Origin of the sequence: Denitromonas halophila (genome assembly GCF_007625155.1) — a bacterium.
GTDB lineage: Bacteria > Pseudomonadota > Gammaproteobacteria > Burkholderiales > Rhodocyclaceae > Nitrogeniibacter > Nitrogeniibacter halophilus.
This window is the reverse complement of record NZ_VMNK01000011.1, coordinates 136041-153648: the sequence shown is the minus strand read 5'-3', so window position 1 is coordinate 153648 and position 17608 is coordinate 136041. Positions and strand designations below refer to the sequence as shown.

Sequence of the window (17608 nt, the reverse complement as noted above, 5' to 3'; positions counted from 1 at the left end):
TCAGGCGCGGCGAAGCCGTCGCGCTGCAATGTGGAGTTAGAAGTGCACATCACTAAGAAACCAACGCGGCGCGATTTGCTGTGTGTAATAACGGAACTTCAGGCGCTGATCGGAGAAGCTAGGGCGACGCACGGGAATGATAGAAACCCGCACGGATACGAGCAAGGACAACGCTTGTTGAAGCGAGCTGAGGATTTGTGTATTCAGGCCAGGGGTTTCGATTCACCCACTGACATGCCTTCTAACGATTGAACGCAGCGCGTGAGCGGAGCGAATCCGCTGGCGTGACTGGTTACACAAACTATGTTGAGGGCGGATACATGACCGAAGAAGAGATATTGCGCAAGAAACTATTCGATCTACTGGATGCTGCGTATCAGTGGGGCTGCTTGTCGGGTGTTTTTGATTATGACCATGTCGAAGGATACAAGCCGCTCGCGCCGGATGAGAGGGACAGCGGTGAAGTAGGACGAGCAATGCTGAAGCTGCAAAGGGCCTGCAAGGCTGTGTAACGACTGAGGCAAGCGGACCCAAAAAGCGCAGTTTTTTGTGGTCCGCTTGGGCGACGAGTTCGACGGCGAATTTAAGGGAGAAACGACGATGACCACCAAAGAACAACAGATAGCGCAATGCGGATGGTTTGCGCACGCCGGCACTAAGTGCAAGCGGTGCGGCTTTGAGCACGGCCCTTTTCACCTGGCAGCCCACCCGGACAAACAGGAAATGTGGGGCTGCGGACAGTGCGGGATAGGTGTGCTGTGTTCGGCCCACGGGCAACCGGACTGCGACCAGGCAGCCGACATTTACATGAGCATCGTCTGGCACTGACCAAGCCGATGAACGCTGGCAATGAGCGGACCCCGTAGGCGGGGCGAAGCCACGACGCAGGTGGTCCGCTCGATTAACTTGTTGGCGGGCATTTTGGAGGTGCTGTGGTGAGAGTGGCGTGCGAACTGGAGCAGAACACATACAAGCCGGGCGACCCGGCGCCGGATGGCTATTTGGCGTGGCATGAATGGGCCGAGGCGCAGCACAAGGCCGGGCTGCGGCAGAAGCAGTGCGGACGGTGCGGGCTGTGGCGCTACCCGCAAGAACTGAGTGACGCGATCGACCGGCATGAACTGAAAAGCCGAAAGGGGCCTGTGTTCGTTGAATCGCCCGTGTGCCTGAAGTGCATGCCGGCCAACGTTCGAGCTAAGGCGCCGACGTAGGGCCGCAGGCCCGTAGGAGGTCGCCTTGAGCGACCAGTTAGGCCACATTTAACAGAAGCGAGGAAACGATGGAACTGCTTGACCGATACAACGCACTGCAAGCCGAGGTGTTTGCGTATTTTGGGTATGTGGAAGACTGGTGCGTGCTGCCGCTGGACGATGCCCGCCAATACTTTTGGAAGCTGGACGGCGAAGGCCCTGGCACCGTGAAGTTTGCGGACACCGAAGAAGAGTTGGCAAACGAGGAGGGCCAGTATTACGAGAACGAGATTTACACCCAGCGGCACCTGCCGAAGTGGGTGTATCGCGGCGCCGACTTCACGATGATCGCGGTGGATACGCACACGGACGGGAACAAGTTCCTGCAGGTGTTTGCGAACGCCAAAGAGCGGATGTGAGCGGGTGGCCTAACACCAATTCAACGACTGATTCTGTCGGATAACGTTCCACAACCACCCGAAGGCCCGCGCCATGCTTGAAGCAGCACAACAAAACGCGACACCACACAGCCAGGCACAACCGCCCCGGCTGATGGACCGCGTGCGCGAGTGTCTCCAGGTCAATCACTACGCACTCTCGACCGAGCGCACCTACTGCCACTGGATCAAGCGCTACATCATCCACCACGGCAAGAGACACCCGTCAGAGATGGGCGCCGCCGAAGTCGAGCAGTTCCTCACGCACCTGGCCACGGCAGACAACGTCAGCGCCAAAACACAGAATCAAGCCATGCACGCCGTGCTCTATTTGTACAAGCGCGTGCTCGGCGTCGACCTCCCATGGCTCGACGGCATCACCCGTGCCCGCGAAAGCAAGCGCATCCCCGTCGTGCTCACCATTCGAGAAACGCAAGCCTTGCTGCGCCACACCCACGGCACCGCCGGAACCATCATCAAGCTGCTGTACGGAACAGGCATGCGGCTCACGGAAGGGCTGCGCCTGCGCATCAAAGACCTCGACATCGAGCGGCGAGAGATCATCGTTCGCGCCGGCAAGGGCGACAAAGACCGCGTCACAATGATCCCGGCCAGCCTCATCGACGAACTGCACGACCACATCGCAGCGCGGCGCGTCATGCACGACACCGATCTGGCCACCGGCCACGCAGACGTCGAACTACCGTTCGCAATTGAACGCAAATACCCACAGGCCGGCAAGCAATGGGCATGGCAATACATCTTCGCCGCACCCACCTACAGCGCCGACCCGCGCACCGGCGTCTATCGGCGGCACCACGTCGGCGAATGGGTCATCCAGCGCGCCGTCAAGGCCGCAGCACGCAAGGCCGGCATCTGCAAACTGGTGCATCCGCACACCCTGCGCCACAGCTTCGCAACCCACCTGCTCGAGCAAGGCGCCGACATCCGCACCGTCCAGGAACTGCTCGGCCATTCAGACGTCAAGACCACCATGATCTACACCCACGTACTCAACCGCGGCGGGCGCGGCACCGTCAGCCCGCTCGATCGGATCATGTCCTGATCCGGATCAACCCGTATCAACACAGCAAAAAGCCCGCAACTGCGGGCTTTTTCATGGATGTTGAATCGGTTTAGATGGCTTGGCCTTGGGGCACCCGAGGGATACAAAGCCCACTTTAGGGGCGGCGGAGTGACTCATATCGACTCACTCCGAAACACGATACTCACGCGCAGATTCACTTCTTATTGCTACTCGTTTTACGCGGATCCACGGCGACGTCATGGTTCGTCTCCTGAGGATTCTGCGAATAATTAGGGAACTGGAAGCCCGAGAACAGATTGCGTGTCTGGCTTTCCACTTGTTCTTGCATCTGGGTGAGCATCTTCTTGCTCTGCTCCATGTACGCACCCATCATGCTCTGCATCGCCGGCCCCTGGAAATTGAGGAACTGAGCCCACAAGTCCTGGCTGATCGGGCTGTTCTCGCCGTAGATCGAACGCGCCTGATCCTGCAGTTTGAGCTGCATGTCGGTAAACGCCTTGATGTTGTTTTCCAGGTACTTTCCCATCATCCCCTGCATGGCATTGCCATAGAAGCGAATCATGTGGGAGAGCAGGTCACTGGTAAACATCGGCGCACCGCCCGCTTCTTCTTCAAGAATGATCTGAAGAAGAATGCCCCGCGTCAGGTCATCTCCGGTCTTTGCATCAACGACTTTGAACTCATCGTTGGCCAGTACCAAGTCTTTAACATCGGACAACGTGATGTAGGAACTGGTACGTGTATCGTACAAGCGTCGGTTCGGGTATTTTTTGATCAATCGCAGTTGGTCTGGCATTGCATTCGTCTCCACGCGGCGGGTAGTTTGCCCACTCTCAAGCGAATTATACCGCGGTGCGCAAAGAAAAACCCCGCCATAGGACGGGGTTTCGTGTGACCGGTTTCGCAACGCGGCACGATTACGACATGTGCAGACCACCGTTGATGTTCACGGTTGAGCCGGTGATGTAGCCAGCCATCTCGGATGCCAGGTAGGCGCACAGACCGCCGATTTCTTCCGGCTTACCCAGACGCTTCATCGGTACCGTGTCGGTAATTGCCTGACGCACATCGTCACGAATCGCCATGACCATGTCGGTTGCGATGTAACCCGGGGCGATGGCGTTGACCGTCACACCCTTGGTGGCAAGCTCCTGAGCCAAGGCCTTGGTAAAACCCAGCACCCCGGCTTTGGCAGTCGAGTAGTTGGTTTGACCCGCCTGACCCTTGACACCGTTAACCGACGAAATATTGATGATGCGGCCCCAGCCACGCTCTGCCATTTTGGGCGAGATGTGATGGGTGACGTTGAACAGGCTGTTCAAGTTGGTGTTGATGACAGCTTGCCACTGCCCCGTTTCCATCTTGGGGAAAAACTTGTCGCGCGTGATGCCCGCGTTGTTCACCAGCACGTCAACCGCGCCAATGTCGCTCTCGATCTTGTCGATCATCACTTTGCAGGAGTCGTAGTCCGAGACATCGCCTTCGGCCACCAGAAACTCAAAACCCTGGGCTTTCTGGCCGTCAAGCCAAGCATCCTTCTCCGAATAGCCCGGCAGACAGTTTGCCACCACGGTCATGCCTTCCTTGGCAAAAGCCTGGCAGATCGCCGTTCCGAGCCCACCCATTGCACCGGTAACCAATGCGATTTTCTTGGTCATAATCAACCCCTATTTATTTGTCTATGTCTTGGGCAATCGCGCTGCTACCGCACACAACCGCCTCAGTCGATTGCGCAACGCACGACATGCCTTAGGCTGATTATAAGCACAAAACGCAAGAAAATATTGCAACGCACCATAATTCCACAAAAAGAAGGCGCACCGAGGCGCGCCTTCTTTTACGTCTGACCTGAAACGGTCAGAACATATGCTGCCCGCCGTTGATCGAAATGTTGGCGCCCGTCACAAAAGCAGCCTCTTCAGAGGACAGATAAGCGACCAGCCCGGCAATTTCTTCCGGCTTGCCCAAACGACTCACCGGGATCTGCGGAAGAATCTTGGAGTCAAGAATCTCCTGCGGAATCGCCATCACCATCTTGGTGCCGATGTACCCCGGAGAAATGGTATTCACGGTCACGCCATTGCGCGCCACTTCCAGTGCCAGCGCCTTGGTAAAACCGTGCATACCGGCTTTTGCGGCCGCGTAGTTGGTTTGGCCAAAAGCACCTTTCTGGCCGTTGACGGATGACACGTTGATCACACGACCCCACTTGCGCTCGACCATGCCATCGATGACTTGCTTGGTCATGTTGAAAACGCTATCGAGGTTGGTGCTGATGACAGCGTCCCAATCCGCCTTGCCCATTTTCTTGAAGGTCATGTCGCGCGTAATACCCGCATTGTTGACCAACACGTCGATCGGGCCGACGTCTGCGGTCACACGCGCGACGCATTCTTGGGCGGAGTCGAAATCAGCGACGTCGCAAGGAACAGCGCGGAAGCCATACCCCATACCATTCATCGACTGCAGCCACTCCTCAGCCTTGGAATTGCCCGGTGAGTGCGTGGTCACCACGCGATAGCCAAGTGCTGCAAGTTTGATGCAGACGGCCTCACCCAGACCGCCCATACCACCTGTTACCAGTGCAATACGCGCCATATCTCTCTCCTCTCCCTTCATTATCCAGGGGCTTTTCGTATCCCCGACAGTGCCCCTCTACCTCTGCCGGGCGGGAAATCGTTTCGAATCCGCCGTCAGGACTTTTCCTTCACATAACGTCCAGGGGCGGGCTCGATCGTTTCGTACTTGGCGTTGCCCAAACGTCCGCGAGCAGCAATGGATTTGCCACCACGCTTCTTGAGCCACTCAATCCAGTGCAACCACCAGCTTCCGGGTTGCTCTTCGGCAGCCTCCAGCCACTCTTCGGCCGCGGCCGACTGCGACGCGCTGGTCCAGTAGCTTCGGCGGTTCTTGCTTGCCGGGTTGATTGCGCCTGCGATATGCCCGCTGGCACCGAGCACGAAGGTTGTCTCTCCACCCAGTAGTTTACGTACCAGGTAAGCACTTTCCCACGGAACAATATGATCTTCCCGCGCGGCGAGCAGGTAGGCTGGCACATCGACTTTGCCCAGATCAACCTTGACGTTGAGCATTTTGAGCCGGCCCGGTACCCGCAGGTTGTTCTCAAGGTACATATTACGCAGGTACCACGCCAGGAACGGCCCCGGCAGGTTGGTGCTGTCCGAGTTCCAGTAGAGCAGGTCGAAAGCGGCCGGCTTGTCGCCTTTCAGGTAGTTGCCGACAACATACTGCCAAACCAAGTCATTTGCCCGAAGCGCGGAAAACACGTTGGCCAATTCCTGGCCAGGCAGCAGCCCGCCCTTGCCGATGGTGGCTTCACGTGCGGCCACCGACGTTTCGTCGATCAGGCAGCCCAGCTCGCCAGAGTTGGCGAAATCGAGCAAGGTCGTCATCAGGGTGAGGCTTTCGACCGGATCTTCGCCCCGGCCCTTTGCCACCGCGAGCGCCGAAGTAAGTAAGGTGCCGCCTACGCAGAAACCCAAGGCATTCGGCTTTTTGACACCGGTGATCTCACGAACAACCTCCAGCGCAGCCAGGGGTCCGTGCTCCAGATAGTTGTCCCAAGTCGCTTTGGCGAGATCTTCTTTCGGGTTCTTCCACGACACCAGAAACACCGTGAATCCCTGTTCGACCACAAAACGAACCAGCGAATTGCTGGCCTGCAAATCCATGATGTAGAACTTGTTGATGCACGGCGGCACGATCAGTAACGGCGTCGCGGCAACCTTGTCGGTCAGCGGCGAATACTGAATCAGTTGCATGAAAGCGTTTTCGAAGACCACCGCCCCCGGCGTCGTCGCCAGGTTCTGCCCGACCTCAAACGCACCGTCATCGGTCATCGAAATGCGGCCTTTCTCCATGTCGGCAAGCAGATTCTGGATGCCCACGGAGATGCTCTCACCCTTGGTTTCAAGCGCCTTCTTGATGAACTCGGGGTTGGTCGCGGCGAAATTGCTCGGCGCCAGCGCATCAACATATTGCCGGGTCAGGAACTGCATACGCGCTTTAGCGCGGCCGTCAGCCACCGGAAGGCTATCGGCAACTTGCGTCAGATACTCGGCATTCAGCAAATAGGCCTGACGCAGGTAGTCATACATCGGGCTTTCCTGCCACGCCTCGGACGAGAACCGGCGGTCGCCACGCGGCGCTTCGATCAGCGGCTCTGAAGCACTCCCAGGCTGACGCTGCAACATGTGCGACCACAGCTGCGCATGGCGTTTGGCGAAGTCTTGCTGCAATGCCGACAGGGCTTCAGTCTCAGGAACGGGAATGGCCCCGCCCGTTTTCTGAATCGTCTCACTGTGCTTGCCGACGACATCGAAAAACTGTTTTGCAAACTGCTCGCCAAACTGGAACATCTCGGTCACGTTGGGGAACGTGGGCGTCTTACGATCGGTCATTCTGACTCCCTGGGGCCATTCGCTACGCCGTTACAGTCGGTCGCGCGAAGGACGTTACAATCTTGCGATGTACATCATCGCTATCGCCTGGCTCTATGTGGCCCTTATGGCAGCTATCTCCGACACTACCGTGGTCGGTGGCGTGCTGACCTTTATGTTTATGGGCGTGTTGCCAATGAGCCTCTTCTTGTGGCTATTCGGCACACCGGCACGCCGTCGTAAACTACGCGAAAAAAGCAGCGATATCGACTCCGACACACAGCACAGCGAATCCAGCCGAGATCAATAATACCCGCGCGGCGCAATCTGGCAATCGCTTCGGTGCATTCCACCGCACGGCCGCACCGCAGCAAACACCCGAAAACCCGGGCTTCGATGAAATGGCCGATGCCCCGAATCGCGGTGCCAACAAGGCCATTCTCAATGAGTGGAAAGCCAGATCATTGCTGCCATCCGACCGGTTTGACCCTCGCGCCGGTACGAAAAAAAACGTTGCGGATCGGCCATGGTGCATAGATTTCCGCCATATACCTGCCGCAGGCCGCACGCTGCGAGCCGCCTGCGCGCCAGCGCATAGAGATCGGCCAGCCACTTGCCTTCGGCGCTCGCCGGTTTGAATGCCGCAGTGGCGCCCGCATCATCACCCACAAAAGCGTGCCGGACCTCATCACCCACTTCAAACGCATCCGGGCCAATTGCCGCCCCCATCCACGCAATGATTTCACTGGCGGGCGCATCCATGCCGGCCACGGTCGCTTCGAGCACGCCGGATCGCAGGCCCCGCCAGCCCGCGTGCGCGGCGGCGACCACCGTGCCGGACAGATCGCAGAAAAGCACCGGCAAACAATCTGCCGTCATGACGCTGCACACCACCTCCGGCACGCGAGTGGTCGACGCGTCGGCCGTCGTGCCCGACATGACTTGATCGGCGGTCACACACTGAGCACCATGCACCTGATTCAACCAGATCGGGTTTGACGGAAGCTCGCGCGCGATCACGCGACGGTTTTCCGCGACGGCCAGCGGGTCATCCCCCACGTGGTCGCCCAGATTCAAACTTGAAAAACAGCCCGCGCTCACACCGCCGGCACGCGTCGTCATCAGCGCTTTCACGCGTGGCGGGGCGGGCCACGCCGGAATCAACAGATCGGCCGCCGTCATACCGCCGCGTCCGCAACAATGCGGATCAATTCCTGCATATCCTCGGGCATGGGGGCGGTCCAGACCAAGGACTCACCGGAACTCGGATGAATAAGGCCCAGGTGAAAAGCGTGCAGTGCCTGCCGGGGAAAAGCCTGCAAGGCGGTATTGAGGCATCGCCGCTTGCCATACACCGGATCGCCAACCAGGGGGTGCCCGACATGCGTCATATGCACCCGAATCTGGTGCGTCCGCCCAGTCTCAAGCTGGCAGCGCACGAGCGTACATTCGTCAAAGCGGCGCTCAACTGAGTAGTGCGTCACCGCCTCACGCCCCTTGCCCACCACGGCCATACGGGTACGCTGGCTGGGATGCCGGCCGATCGGCGCATCCACGGTGCCACCGGTAGAGAGCTGCCCATGAGCAAGCGCCAGGTACTCACGACGAACCGAGCGCGCCTGCAACTGGCGGACAAGATCGGTCTGGGCAGGCAGCGTTTTCGCCACCACCAACAGACCGCTGGTGTCTTTATCGAGTCGATGCACAATGCCGGCGCGCGGCACGCGTGACAGTTCGGGACAATGAAATAGCAAGGCGTTCAGCATGGTGCCTTGCCAATTGCCACTGCCCGGGTGAACCACGAGACCGGCGGGCTTGTTGAGAACGATCAAAGCTTCGTCTTCAAAAACAACCGTCAGATCAATGGCTTCGGCCGCGTCGGCAACGGCTTCGGGTGGTGGCGGAACATCGATGACGAGGTTCTCGCTCCCCCGCACGCGGAACTTGGGTGGCACCTGGCGGTCATCGACCAGCACACGCCCCTCCTTCACCCATGTCTGAAGCCGATTGCGCGATTGCTCGGGCAAAAGTTGCGCCAACACCTGGTCGATACGCATGCCGGCGCAAGCGTCAGGCACAATGAGGGGCAGATCCGAATCATCTTCGGGGTCTGCGCTATAATCCGCGCGATTAATCACAAGAGACAAGAGCGTTTTCGATGGCCAATAAGATCCTTCGCAGTTTAGCGGTAATCGGCGCCCTGTTGCTGGCCGGATGCAGCGCAACACCCGACGAGTTCGACGAGACCGCCGGCTGGAACGCCCAGCGGCTCTACTCGGAAGCCAAGGAATCGATGTCGGATGGCAGTTACGACCGCGCGATTCAGATGTTCGAAAAGCTCGAGGCACGCTATCCGTATGGGCGTTATGCCCAGCAGTCGCAGCTCGAAGTTGCCTACGCCTATTACAAGTCCGATGAACCCGCCTCGGCCCTGGCCGCTTGCGATCGCTTTATCAAGCTGCACCCGAACCACCCCAATGTCGATTACGCCTACTATTTGAAAGGGCTGGTCAACTTCAACGAAGACCTCGGCCTGCTTGGCAGCCTGGCCAACCAGGACCTGAGCGAACGTGATCCGCGCGCCTCGCAGGAAGCCTTCGATACCTTCCGTGAACTGGTGAAGCGCTTCCCGGACAGCCGCTACGCCAACGATTCGCGTCAGCGCATGCAGTACCTGGTCAATGCGCTTGGCTGGCACGAAGTCCATGTCGCGCGCTACTACCTCAAGCGTGGCGCCTATCTGGCCTCAGCCAATCGCGCCCAGGCAGCGCTGATTTCCTACCCGGAGACCCCGGCGACCGAAGAAGCGCTGTATATCCTGACGCAGGCCTACGACAAGCTCGGCATGACCCAACTGCGTGACGACGCCACGCGGGTACTGAACGCGAACTTCCCGCAGAGCATCTATCTGAGCGGCGGTCCGAAAAGCGACAAGCCCTGGTGGCAGTTGTGGTGAGTACCATTCACCATGGATGAGCTTGTTCGGGCAGCCATGGCGAAATGGCCGGACGTTCCGGCCGTGTTCGGATGGTTGTCGCTGGACGCACGCGGCCGCTGGCGCATTGCCGATACGCTGGTAGAACATACCGGCCTGGCAAGCTTCATCGGCCGCAATTATCTTGCCGACACCGAAGGGCGCTGGTATTTCCAGAACGGTCCTCAGCAGGTATTCGTCTCGCTGGCCTACACCCCGTGGGTGCTGCGCCTCAGCGCCGATGGCGCACTGACGACGCACACGGGCAGCACGGCTGCCGCCCCCACCGCCGCCTGGCTGGATGAAGAAGGCAATCTGCTGATCAGTGATTCAGACGGCCAGATCGGCCTGCTGCACGATGCCGACCTCGCCGTCGCGATCGAGCGTCTGCGCGACATCGACGGCAATTCGATCGACCCCGACGGCTTGCTCGATACCAAGCAATGGCCGGCCGACGCCGGCCTGTCCCTGGCGACGGCCTGGATTGCGCTGTCGCCCATCCAGCGCAGTGAAGTGGCCGCCCGCTTCGGCTTCACGCCAGAGCCAACGGCCACTGACGATCACTGCCGGCCGTAAGTATCCTCAAAGCGGACGATATCGTCCTCGCCCAGATAGCTGCCCGACTGCACCTCAATCATCTCGAGCGGCAAGCGACCGGGATTTTCGAGGCGATGCGTGGTTCCCAGAGGAATATACGTCGACTGGTTTTCGCTGAGCAGGAAGGTCTCCTCGCCCCGCGTCACCCGCGCAGTGCCGCTCACCACAATCCAGTGCTCAGCCCGGTGGTGATGCATCTGCAGACTCAAAGACGCACCCGGATTGACCACAATCCGTTTGACCTGAAAACGCTCGCCGCTGTCGATCGAATCGTAATAACCCCACGGGCGATGGATTTTACGGTGTGCCGACGCTTGCGGCCGGTTCTCGGCTTTGAGCCGGGCCACGATTTTCTTCACGTCCTGGGTGCGCGACTTGTTCAGCACCATCACGGCATCCGGCGTTTCGACCACCACCAGATCACGCACACCGATGCAGGCCACCATGCGATCAGTCGCGATGGCCAGGCTGCCCTCGGAATCTTCGAACAGCACATCGCCCTGCCCTGAGTTGCCTTGCGCATCCTTGTCCGCGATCTGCCACAGCGCATCCCAGGCGCCCAGATCGGACCACGCCGCGGCCAGCGGCACGACGACCCCCTGAATCCCAAGATCGGAGCGCTTTGCCAGATGTTCCATCACCGCATAGTCGATCGAATCCGACGGGCAGCCGGCAAATGCACCAGCGTCCACACGAATGAAATCCGCGTCGCGACGGCAGGCCGCCATCGACTGCTCGCACGCTGACAGAATCGCCGGCTGTAGCTCGGCCATCGCGCGCAGCCAGACACTCGCTTGCACCAGAAAAATGCCGCTATTCCATAGGTAGTCGCCGCTTGCCACATAACGCTCCGCGGTTGCCATGTCAGGCTTCTCGACAAATTCCGCAATCGCGCGAACATCCTCAGCGGCGTCCCCACCACAACGGATATAGCCGTAACCGGTTTCCGCTCGCTCGGGCACGATGCCGAAGGTCACCATGGCACCCTGGCCGGCCATGCGCGCACCGATCACCACGGCTTGCTGGTAGGCGTCGCGATCACCGATGACATGGTCGGCCGGCATCACCAACAGCAAGGGATCATTGCCTTCGCCAACTGCCGCCAAGGCGGCCAGTGTGAGTGCCGGCGCGGTGTTTCGCCCGACGGGCTCAAGGATGATCCGGTCACTGGACTTGCCAATGGCGCGCAGTTGCTCGGCCGTCATGAAGCGATAGTCTTCATTGCACACCACGATGGGGCAATCGGCCACCGTGCACTCGCTGGACAAGCCGTCGAGCCGCAAAGCGGTAGCTTGAAGCATGGTCTCTTCACCGGCGAGCGCCAGAAGTTGCTTGGGGTATTGTTCCCGCGACAAAGGCCAGAGCCGGGTACCGGATCCGCCAGACAGGATGACAGGCTGTAACTGCATCAATCACTCCACGATACGGCCGCACACGCGCGCGGCGTCAAATATGGCGTGATGATAACGGATTGCGAACAATCCTTTTGTGACACAGGCATCGCCCGGCATTGCGCCGGGCGAATTCAAGGCGCTTAGTAAGTGAAGAAGCCCTTGCCGGTCTTGCGACCGAGATAGCCGGCTTCGACCATTTCGACCAGCAACGGCGCCGGACGATACTTAGGATCCTTGAAGCCTTCAAACAAGACCTGCATCACTGCCAGCTGCACATCCAGACCGATCAGGTCGCACAGCGCGAGCGGGCCGATGGGGTGGTTTGCACCGAGCTTCATCGCGGTGTCGATGTCTTCGGCCGAGGCCAGGCCTTCCTGCAAAGTGAAGATCGCCTCGTTGATCATCGGGCACAACATGCGATTGACCACGAAACCGGCGCTGTTGCGCACCTGGATCGGCGTCTTGCCGACCCTGGCCACGGCGCTCTCGGTGAGGGCATAGGTGGCGTCGCTGGTTTGCAGGCCACGAATCAACTCAACCAGCGCCATCATCGGCACCGGGTTGAAAAAGTGCATGCCGATCACCTGCGCCGGGCGACCAGTCGCCGCGGCCAGCTTGGTGATCGAAATGGACGAGGTATTCGAAGCCAGCACGGCGTCGGCACGGGCGATCTGGTCGAGCTGAGCAAACAGCTTGAGTTTGATGTCGAGGTTTTCGGTGGCGGCCTCAACAATCAGGTCGCAATCCGACAGGGCTGCCAGATCGGTGGAGGTTTCGACCAGCGCCAGCGCGGCCTGTTTCGCCTCTGCGGTCATCTTCTCTTTTTTGATCAGGCGATCGAGGCTGCCCGAAATCGTTGCAACCGCTTTATCCAGCGCGGCCTGGGCGATGTCGGTCATGACCACGCTGACACCGGCAACGGCGAAAGCCTGGGCAATGCCATTACCCATGGTGCCGGAACCCACGACCCCGATTCTCTTGATATCCATTCTCTTCTCCACGAAAAAGATGCTGTCTGAACGCAACCCATCCATACCGCTGCGTATGGCAAAACTTTACCCCAGTTCGTCGCATCTGCCAAACACACAACTGGCCCGGTCAACGCACCGGGCCAACGTCTCGTCTACCCACCAAAGCTTGCCGGGCGCGCGACGCCTACCTTGCGCACACTGACACAAACACGCTGCCAGAGGTTTCGCCATGCTTGAACTGATCCCCTTGCTGAGCTTCGTCGTCATCGCCTCGATCACGCCGGGCCCCAACAACATCATGCTCGCCACCGCCGGTGCGAGTGCAGGTTTTCGTGCCACCGTGCCCCATATGTTGGGTATCAGCGGCGGTCTGGCGGTCCAGATTGCGCTCGTCGGTGCCGGCATTGCCACACTGATCCACCAATACCCGACGGTCACGATCGTGATGCGTGTGCTCGCGGTCGGTTACCTGCTCTGGCTGGCGCTACGTTTGCTGCTGCCACAGAATGCTCTGGCAAAAAGCGCCGCCGGCCAACCGCTCAGCTTCGTGGGTGCCGCCTTGTTCCAGTGGGTGAACCCAAAAGCGTGGATGATGGCGCTCACCATCAACGCCGCCTTTCTGCCAACCCACATGACACCCGAAGCGGCCATTGCACAAGTGGCACTCGTGGCCGCCATCGCCAACCTGCCATGCATTGCGTGCTGGGCTGGCGCGGGATCTTCCATCCGCCATCACCTCGCGGATCCGGTTCGTCGTCGCCGCTTTGACACCGTCATGGGCATCGCCCTCGCGGGCACCGCCCTGTGGCTGGCGATCAGCCAATGACCGCCGGCCTGTCATCCTTGACGGGAGCGCCTTAGCGGCCGGGGCGGCATAAAAATGCGGGGCGGGGCATGGTAAGCTTGTCCGGTCCCGCCATTTACCCCCAAACCCGGATCCAAAAACAGACAGAATGCCGAAAAACGGCTCTCCCAATAGTTCATCCGGCGGCAAATTCCGCGCCTTTATTACCCGATTCACGCGCAGTGGTTTCCGCGTCGCCATGCCTTGGCTGTCGTTCGGCCGCTGGCAGAATCGCATCCTGTTCGTTGGCATCGCACTGCTCGCCGGACTGGCCGCCATTGTTTTTGCCATTGGCGCCGATCTGGCGATTGAAGTGCACGCCGAGCTTGTGCATCTGGCGTGGTGGTCAAGCCTGCTCATCGCGCCGGCCGGATTTGCACTGATCAGCTGGCTCACCCGGCGATTCTTTCCCGGCTGCGAAGGCAGCGGCATCCCGCAGGCCATCGCCGCCTCACTGACTGAAGACAGCGCCATCCGAAAGCGGCTGCTGTCGGTTCGCATCATCTTCGGCAAGATCATCCTCACCCTGGTCGGTTTGCTGTCGGGCGCATCCATCGGCCGCGAGGGCCCCTCGGTGCAGGTTGGGGCATCAATCCTCAACCTCCTCAGCGGCAAGCGCAAAAACGGCCGTATCGCCCCAACCAAAGACCTGATCGTCGCCGGCGGCGGCGCTGGCGTGGCCTCGGCCTTCAACACACCGCTGGGCGGCATCATGTTCGCCATTGAAGAGCTCTCGCGCTATCGCGCGTTTCGCGCCAACAGCACCACGCTGGTCGCGGTGATCTTTGCTGGTCTGATGTCACTGGCCACGCTGGGCAACTACACTTACTTCGGCCGTACGCCGGCCGCCGTGGGCTGGCCGGATGGACTCTGGCCGGTGCTGTTGTGCGGCATCCTCGGTGGTCTGGCCGGCGGCATTTCCACCCGCTTGCTGATCGCCTCCTCGCGCGGTCTGCCTGGCCGCGTTGGCTGGTTCAAGCGCGAACGCCCCGTTGCCTTTGCCGCCGCTTGCGGGCTGGCCACCGCCATCATCGGCCTATCGACCGGCGGCATGACCTGGGGCACCGGCTATGCCGAATCCAAAGCCGCACTGGAAGGCACGGCCGGTCTGCCGATCTACTTCATGTTCGCCAAGGCTGCGGTCATCTGGATCGCCTTCATCAGCGGCATTCCCGGTGGCATCTTTGCGCCCGCACTGGCCATTGGCGCCGGTCTGGGTGCCAATGTGGCCCTCATGCTTGGCATCGACCACAATCCCGCCATTCTGGTGCTCGGTACCGTGGCCTTTCTGGCTGGCATTACCCAGTCGCCAATCACCTCTTTTGTCATCGTCATGGAAATGACGGCCAACCATCAGATGTTGCTACCGCTCATGAGCGCTGCGGTGATTGCGCAAGGCTTCTCACGCTCGGTCGCGCCCGTGCCGCTCTACGATGCGCTGGCCATCGACATGCTCAAACGTCTCACGCATGAGGAGAAGGAGCGCAAAGCGGCCACAAGTGACAGCGACGTCGAGCCAGAGTCGGTCGCCGCAGCCGAACACGACCCGCCTCATCCGGCGGCGGACGACGTGCCGCCCTCGACTGACGACGCAAACACACCGCCCGCGTCGCCCAAACCGACAAGCTGAACCTTCAACGGGCCGACAATGCCCGGCGTCGGCGGCGCCCGATCGCACCCACGACACCCAGCCCCGACATCATCAACGCATAGGTTTCGGGCTCCGGCACCGGCATGGCAATCGTCAGCAACAGCGGATCGTGGTCCGAGATCTGGTTGGCAAATTCCGCGTTGGCATGAACGATATCGTAGCTCAACGAGGCATTGGCCAGCAGTGCCGCCGACACGAACATGTGGTCGAGCGCCTGCGCGTTGCCCTCATAGATGTAGGTGTAGCGTTCGCCTTCCGGCAGGGTGTCGGTCAGATTGAGCAGCCCCGCGGCGCTCAAAGGCGCCAGCGTGTCCGCGAACTGAAAGTCGTTCAGGTCGCCCAGCACGATCACCCGCGCACCGGCGTCGGCTGCCAGCAGGTCGCCGACGAAATCCGCCACCGCTTGCGCCTGTTCGAGGCGTGCCGCGTCACTGCCGCGCTCGGGCAGCTGGTCCGGCCCGAACAGCGGCTCGTCACCGCCCTTCGAGCTGAAGTGGTTGTTCACCAAGACGAAGTTTTCGCCGTTGATCCGAAACTGCGCGGCAAGCGGCTTGCGGCTGTCGACGAAGGCCGCATTGCCCGGATCGACGCGGCCGGCGTCGAGCGTCAGGGTGCCATCGGGCAGCACACCGATGGCCTCGGTCGCTCCGCCTAGCCCACCGGCGAAGCTGACCACGCTTTTGTCGTACAAAAAGGCGTTGCGGATGTTGCCGCCCGGCTGGCCACCATCGGTCTTGTCGAGCGGGTCGATCACCACGTAGCCATAGTCGCGGCCACCGGCGTCGCGAACGGCCTGGGTCAGGCGATCGAGCGATTGGTCCGCGGCCGTGGTGCCGTTGTCCGTCGCACCGTTGTTGTCCTGCACTTCCTGCAGGGCGATGAGCTGCGGCGAACCGAGATTGCCGACGATCTGGCCGGCAATGCTGTCAAAGCGCGTCTGTGCAGCGTTACCGGCGAGGTTTTCGACGTTGTACGAGGCGATGGCGAGGCGGTTCGGCGCCACCGGCGCGACCGCTTCCGGCAGCAGATTGCCGTGGGTCACGATGGGCGCGTCGGTCAGGTTCAGCTTGTAGTTCGAGAAGCTGTAGTGCATCACGCCGGTCAAGTTCGCCAGCGAGTCACCCACATTGACGATCGGTGTGCTGCGCAGCGCATCGTCCACAATCAACCGGTGCGGATTGAAGTTGTCGCTCTGCACGGTGGCGACCCCTCGGGCGTTGCTCAGCGTGGCGCCAAGCTGGTCGTGCGAGATCACCGCAATCTCGCCGAATTTGGCGTTCGGCCCCACCACGGCGGCCGACGCCATGCTGACCCGCATGCCCTCCAGGCTTTCGTAGAAATCCATGGCGTACAGGCTCGGCGCCAGACGATGGCCGCTCGTTTCCACATTGCCGACGTCGGGCGCAATGGACGTGGTGGGCGCCAGCACGCCCGCATTGCCGATCTGGATCGCCGCGGGCAAGGCATTGCCACGCGACTGCAGCGTCCAGGCATGCGCGCCGAAGCTGGTGTTCAACTCGGTGATGGTCAGGTTGTTCGCTGCGCCGCCGGGCCGGTATTCATCCACCCGGCCGCTCACCAGCACACGATCGCCGACCGTCGGTCGTCCGCGGCTGTTGGTAAACACATAGAGCCCGTCCGAAGTCAGCGCGTTGCCGTCCGGGATGACGTCCTGCATCCAGAAACCCCGCGCATCGACGGCCGTGACGATGCCATCGACTCCACCGACGGTTTGCCCCTGATAGGCGGACAGGTGGCTTTCGCCCTGAATCTCGCCAATCGTCAGGGCATGGGATGAGGCGCCAACACACAGCAGGCAGGCCCCTACGAGCGGCTTCAAGCGGAACGGAAACATTCAACACTCCTGATCGGACAAGAAATCGCCATTTGAGCGCCACAGGATGACACGGGGGCTGCGCCGTCCCGGCCACGTGATGATCCGATGGAGCTATCCACCCCATCGCTCAGCGGCAAAGACAAGAGCATATGACATTCGCGGCGCGGCGATTAGTCCAATGGAGCCATCGACGCCCGGCCCGACGCGTATATGCCTGAAAAGCGCCTACGGGAGGATGACTGCACCGGAACAGCCCGTTCGATCC

At 60.4% G+C, this 17608-nt stretch carries 20 protein-coding genes; 11 read left to right on the top strand and 9 right to left on the bottom strand.

Annotated features, from left to right (window positions below; all coding sequences use genetic code 11):
* From FHP91_RS21345 to FHP91_RS12820, 6 genes are all read left to right on the top strand, one after another.
* Window positions 1-252 (top strand): hypothetical protein (locus FHP91_RS21345; protein WP_222105196.1); only part of this gene is annotated, 252 nt, incomplete at its 5' end.
* 68 nt (window positions 253-320) lie between these two features.
* Complete coding sequence (locus FHP91_RS12840) at window positions 321-512, top strand: hypothetical protein (protein WP_144309966.1); 192 nt, start codon at window positions 321-323, stop codon at window positions 510-512.
* A gap of 88 nt (window positions 513-600) precedes the next feature.
* Window positions 601-828, top strand: coding sequence for a hypothetical protein (locus tag FHP91_RS12835; protein ID WP_144309965.1), 228 nt, complete (start codon window positions 601-603; stop codon window positions 826-828).
* 113 nt (window positions 829-941) lie between these two features.
* The gene (locus FHP91_RS12830) at window positions 942-1211 is read left to right on the top strand and encodes a hypothetical protein (protein ID WP_144309964.1); all 270 of its coding nucleotides are present in this window, start codon (window positions 942-944) and stop codon (window positions 1209-1211) included.
* 68 nt (window positions 1212-1279) lie between these two features.
* On the top strand, window positions 1280-1609 hold the full coding sequence (locus FHP91_RS12825; RefSeq protein ID WP_144309963.1) for a hypothetical protein: 330 nt from the start codon (window positions 1280-1282) through the stop codon (window positions 1607-1609).
* Between the two features lie 73 nt (window positions 1610-1682).
* Window positions 1683-2693: an integron integrase gene (locus tag FHP91_RS12820; protein WP_144309962.1), complete on the top strand. Its 1011-nt coding sequence runs from the start codon at window positions 1683-1685 to the stop codon at window positions 2691-2693.
* Between the two features lie 175 nt (window positions 2694-2868).
* On the opposite strand, the gene phaR is transcribed toward FHP91_RS12820, so the two are convergent.
* The 4 genes from phaR to FHP91_RS12800 all read right to left on the bottom strand — a co-directional run bounded on the left by phaR (window position 2869) and on the right by FHP91_RS12800 (window position 7096).
* Window positions 2869-3471, bottom strand: coding sequence for a polyhydroxyalkanoate synthesis repressor PhaR (gene phaR, locus FHP91_RS12815; protein WP_144173439.1), 603 nt, complete (start codon window positions 3469-3471; stop codon window positions 2869-2871).
* A 121-nt stretch (window positions 3472-3592) separates the two neighbouring features.
* Window positions 3593-4333: a beta-ketoacyl-ACP reductase gene (gene phbB, locus FHP91_RS12810; RefSeq protein ID WP_144309961.1), complete on the bottom strand. Its 741-nt coding sequence runs from the start codon at window positions 4331-4333 to the stop codon at window positions 3593-3595.
* 199 nt (window positions 4334-4532) lie between these two features.
* A complete protein-coding gene (gene phbB, locus FHP91_RS12805; RefSeq protein ID WP_144173435.1) occupies window positions 4533-5273 on the bottom strand; it encodes an acetoacetyl-CoA reductase in 741 nt (246 codons plus the stop codon).
* Window positions 5274-5368: 95 nt separating this feature from the next.
* On the bottom strand, window positions 5369-7096 hold the full coding sequence (locus FHP91_RS12800; protein ID WP_246116301.1) for a PHA/PHB synthase family protein: 1728 nt from the start codon (window positions 7094-7096) through the stop codon (window positions 5369-5371).
* 67 nt (window positions 7097-7163) lie between these two features.
* Between FHP91_RS12800 and FHP91_RS12795 the strand changes: the two genes are divergently transcribed.
* The gene (locus tag FHP91_RS12795) at window positions 7164-7385 is read left to right on the top strand and encodes a hypothetical protein (RefSeq protein ID WP_144309960.1); all 222 of its coding nucleotides are present in this window, start codon (window positions 7164-7166) and stop codon (window positions 7383-7385) included.
* Window positions 7386-7516: 131 nt separating this feature from the next.
* Here the strand turns inward: FHP91_RS12795 and pgeF are convergent, their stop codons facing one another.
* Together pgeF and rluD are read right to left on the bottom strand one after the other, a co-directional pair.
* The gene (pgeF, locus tag FHP91_RS12790) at window positions 7517-8257 is read right to left on the bottom strand and encodes a peptidoglycan editing factor PgeF (protein WP_144309959.1); all 741 of its coding nucleotides are present in this window, start codon (window positions 8255-8257) and stop codon (window positions 7517-7519) included.
* Window positions 8254-9213, bottom strand: coding sequence for a 23S rRNA pseudouridine(1911/1915/1917) synthase RluD (gene rluD, locus FHP91_RS12785; protein ID WP_391527569.1), 960 nt, complete (start codon window positions 9211-9213; stop codon window positions 8254-8256). The genes pgeF and rluD overlap by 4 nt, the downstream gene beginning before the upstream one ends.
* A gap of 20 nt (window positions 9214-9233) precedes the next feature.
* Between rluD and FHP91_RS12780 the strand changes: the two genes are divergently transcribed.
* Together FHP91_RS12780 and FHP91_RS12775 are read left to right on the top strand one after the other, a co-directional pair.
* Window positions 9234-10031, top strand: coding sequence for an outer membrane protein assembly factor BamD (locus tag FHP91_RS12780; RefSeq protein WP_144309958.1), 798 nt, complete (start codon window positions 9234-9236; stop codon window positions 10029-10031).
* A gap of 12 nt (window positions 10032-10043) precedes the next feature.
* Complete coding sequence (locus FHP91_RS12775; RefSeq protein ID WP_144309957.1) at window positions 10044-10625, top strand: DUF2946 family protein; 582 nt, start codon at window positions 10044-10046, stop codon at window positions 10623-10625.
* Here FHP91_RS12775 and FHP91_RS12770 read toward each other — a convergent pair.
* Window positions 10610-12055 carry a mannose-1-phosphate guanylyltransferase/mannose-6-phosphate isomerase gene (locus FHP91_RS12770; protein ID WP_144309956.1) on the bottom strand — a complete coding sequence of 482 codons (1446 nt, stop codon included), beginning with the start codon at window positions 12053-12055 and terminating at the stop codon, window positions 10610-10612. The genes FHP91_RS12775 and FHP91_RS12770 overlap by 16 nt on opposite strands.
* A gap of 125 nt (window positions 12056-12180) precedes the next feature.
* A complete protein-coding gene (locus FHP91_RS12765; protein ID WP_144309955.1) occupies window positions 12181-13029 on the bottom strand; it encodes a 3-hydroxybutyryl-CoA dehydrogenase in 849 nt (282 codons plus the stop codon).
* 211 nt (window positions 13030-13240) lie between these two features.
* Between FHP91_RS12765 and FHP91_RS12760 the strand changes: the two genes are divergently transcribed.
* Both FHP91_RS12760 and FHP91_RS12755 read left to right on the top strand, forming a co-directional pair.
* Window positions 13241-13837: a LysE family translocator gene (locus FHP91_RS12760; RefSeq protein WP_144309954.1), complete on the top strand. Its 597-nt coding sequence runs from the start codon at window positions 13241-13243 to the stop codon at window positions 13835-13837.
* Between the two features lie 217 nt (window positions 13838-14054).
* Complete coding sequence (locus tag FHP91_RS12755) at window positions 14055-15485, top strand: chloride channel protein (protein WP_246116300.1); 1431 nt, start codon at window positions 14055-14057, stop codon at window positions 15483-15485.
* Window positions 15486-15489: 4 nt separating this feature from the next.
* On the opposite strand, the gene FHP91_RS12750 is transcribed toward FHP91_RS12755, so the two are convergent.
* Window positions 15490-17361, bottom strand: a complete 1872-nt coding sequence (locus tag FHP91_RS12750; protein WP_144309952.1) for an endonuclease/exonuclease/phosphatase family protein — start codon at window positions 17359-17361, stop codon at window positions 15490-15492.
* Window positions 17362-17608: the final 247 nt, after the last annotated feature.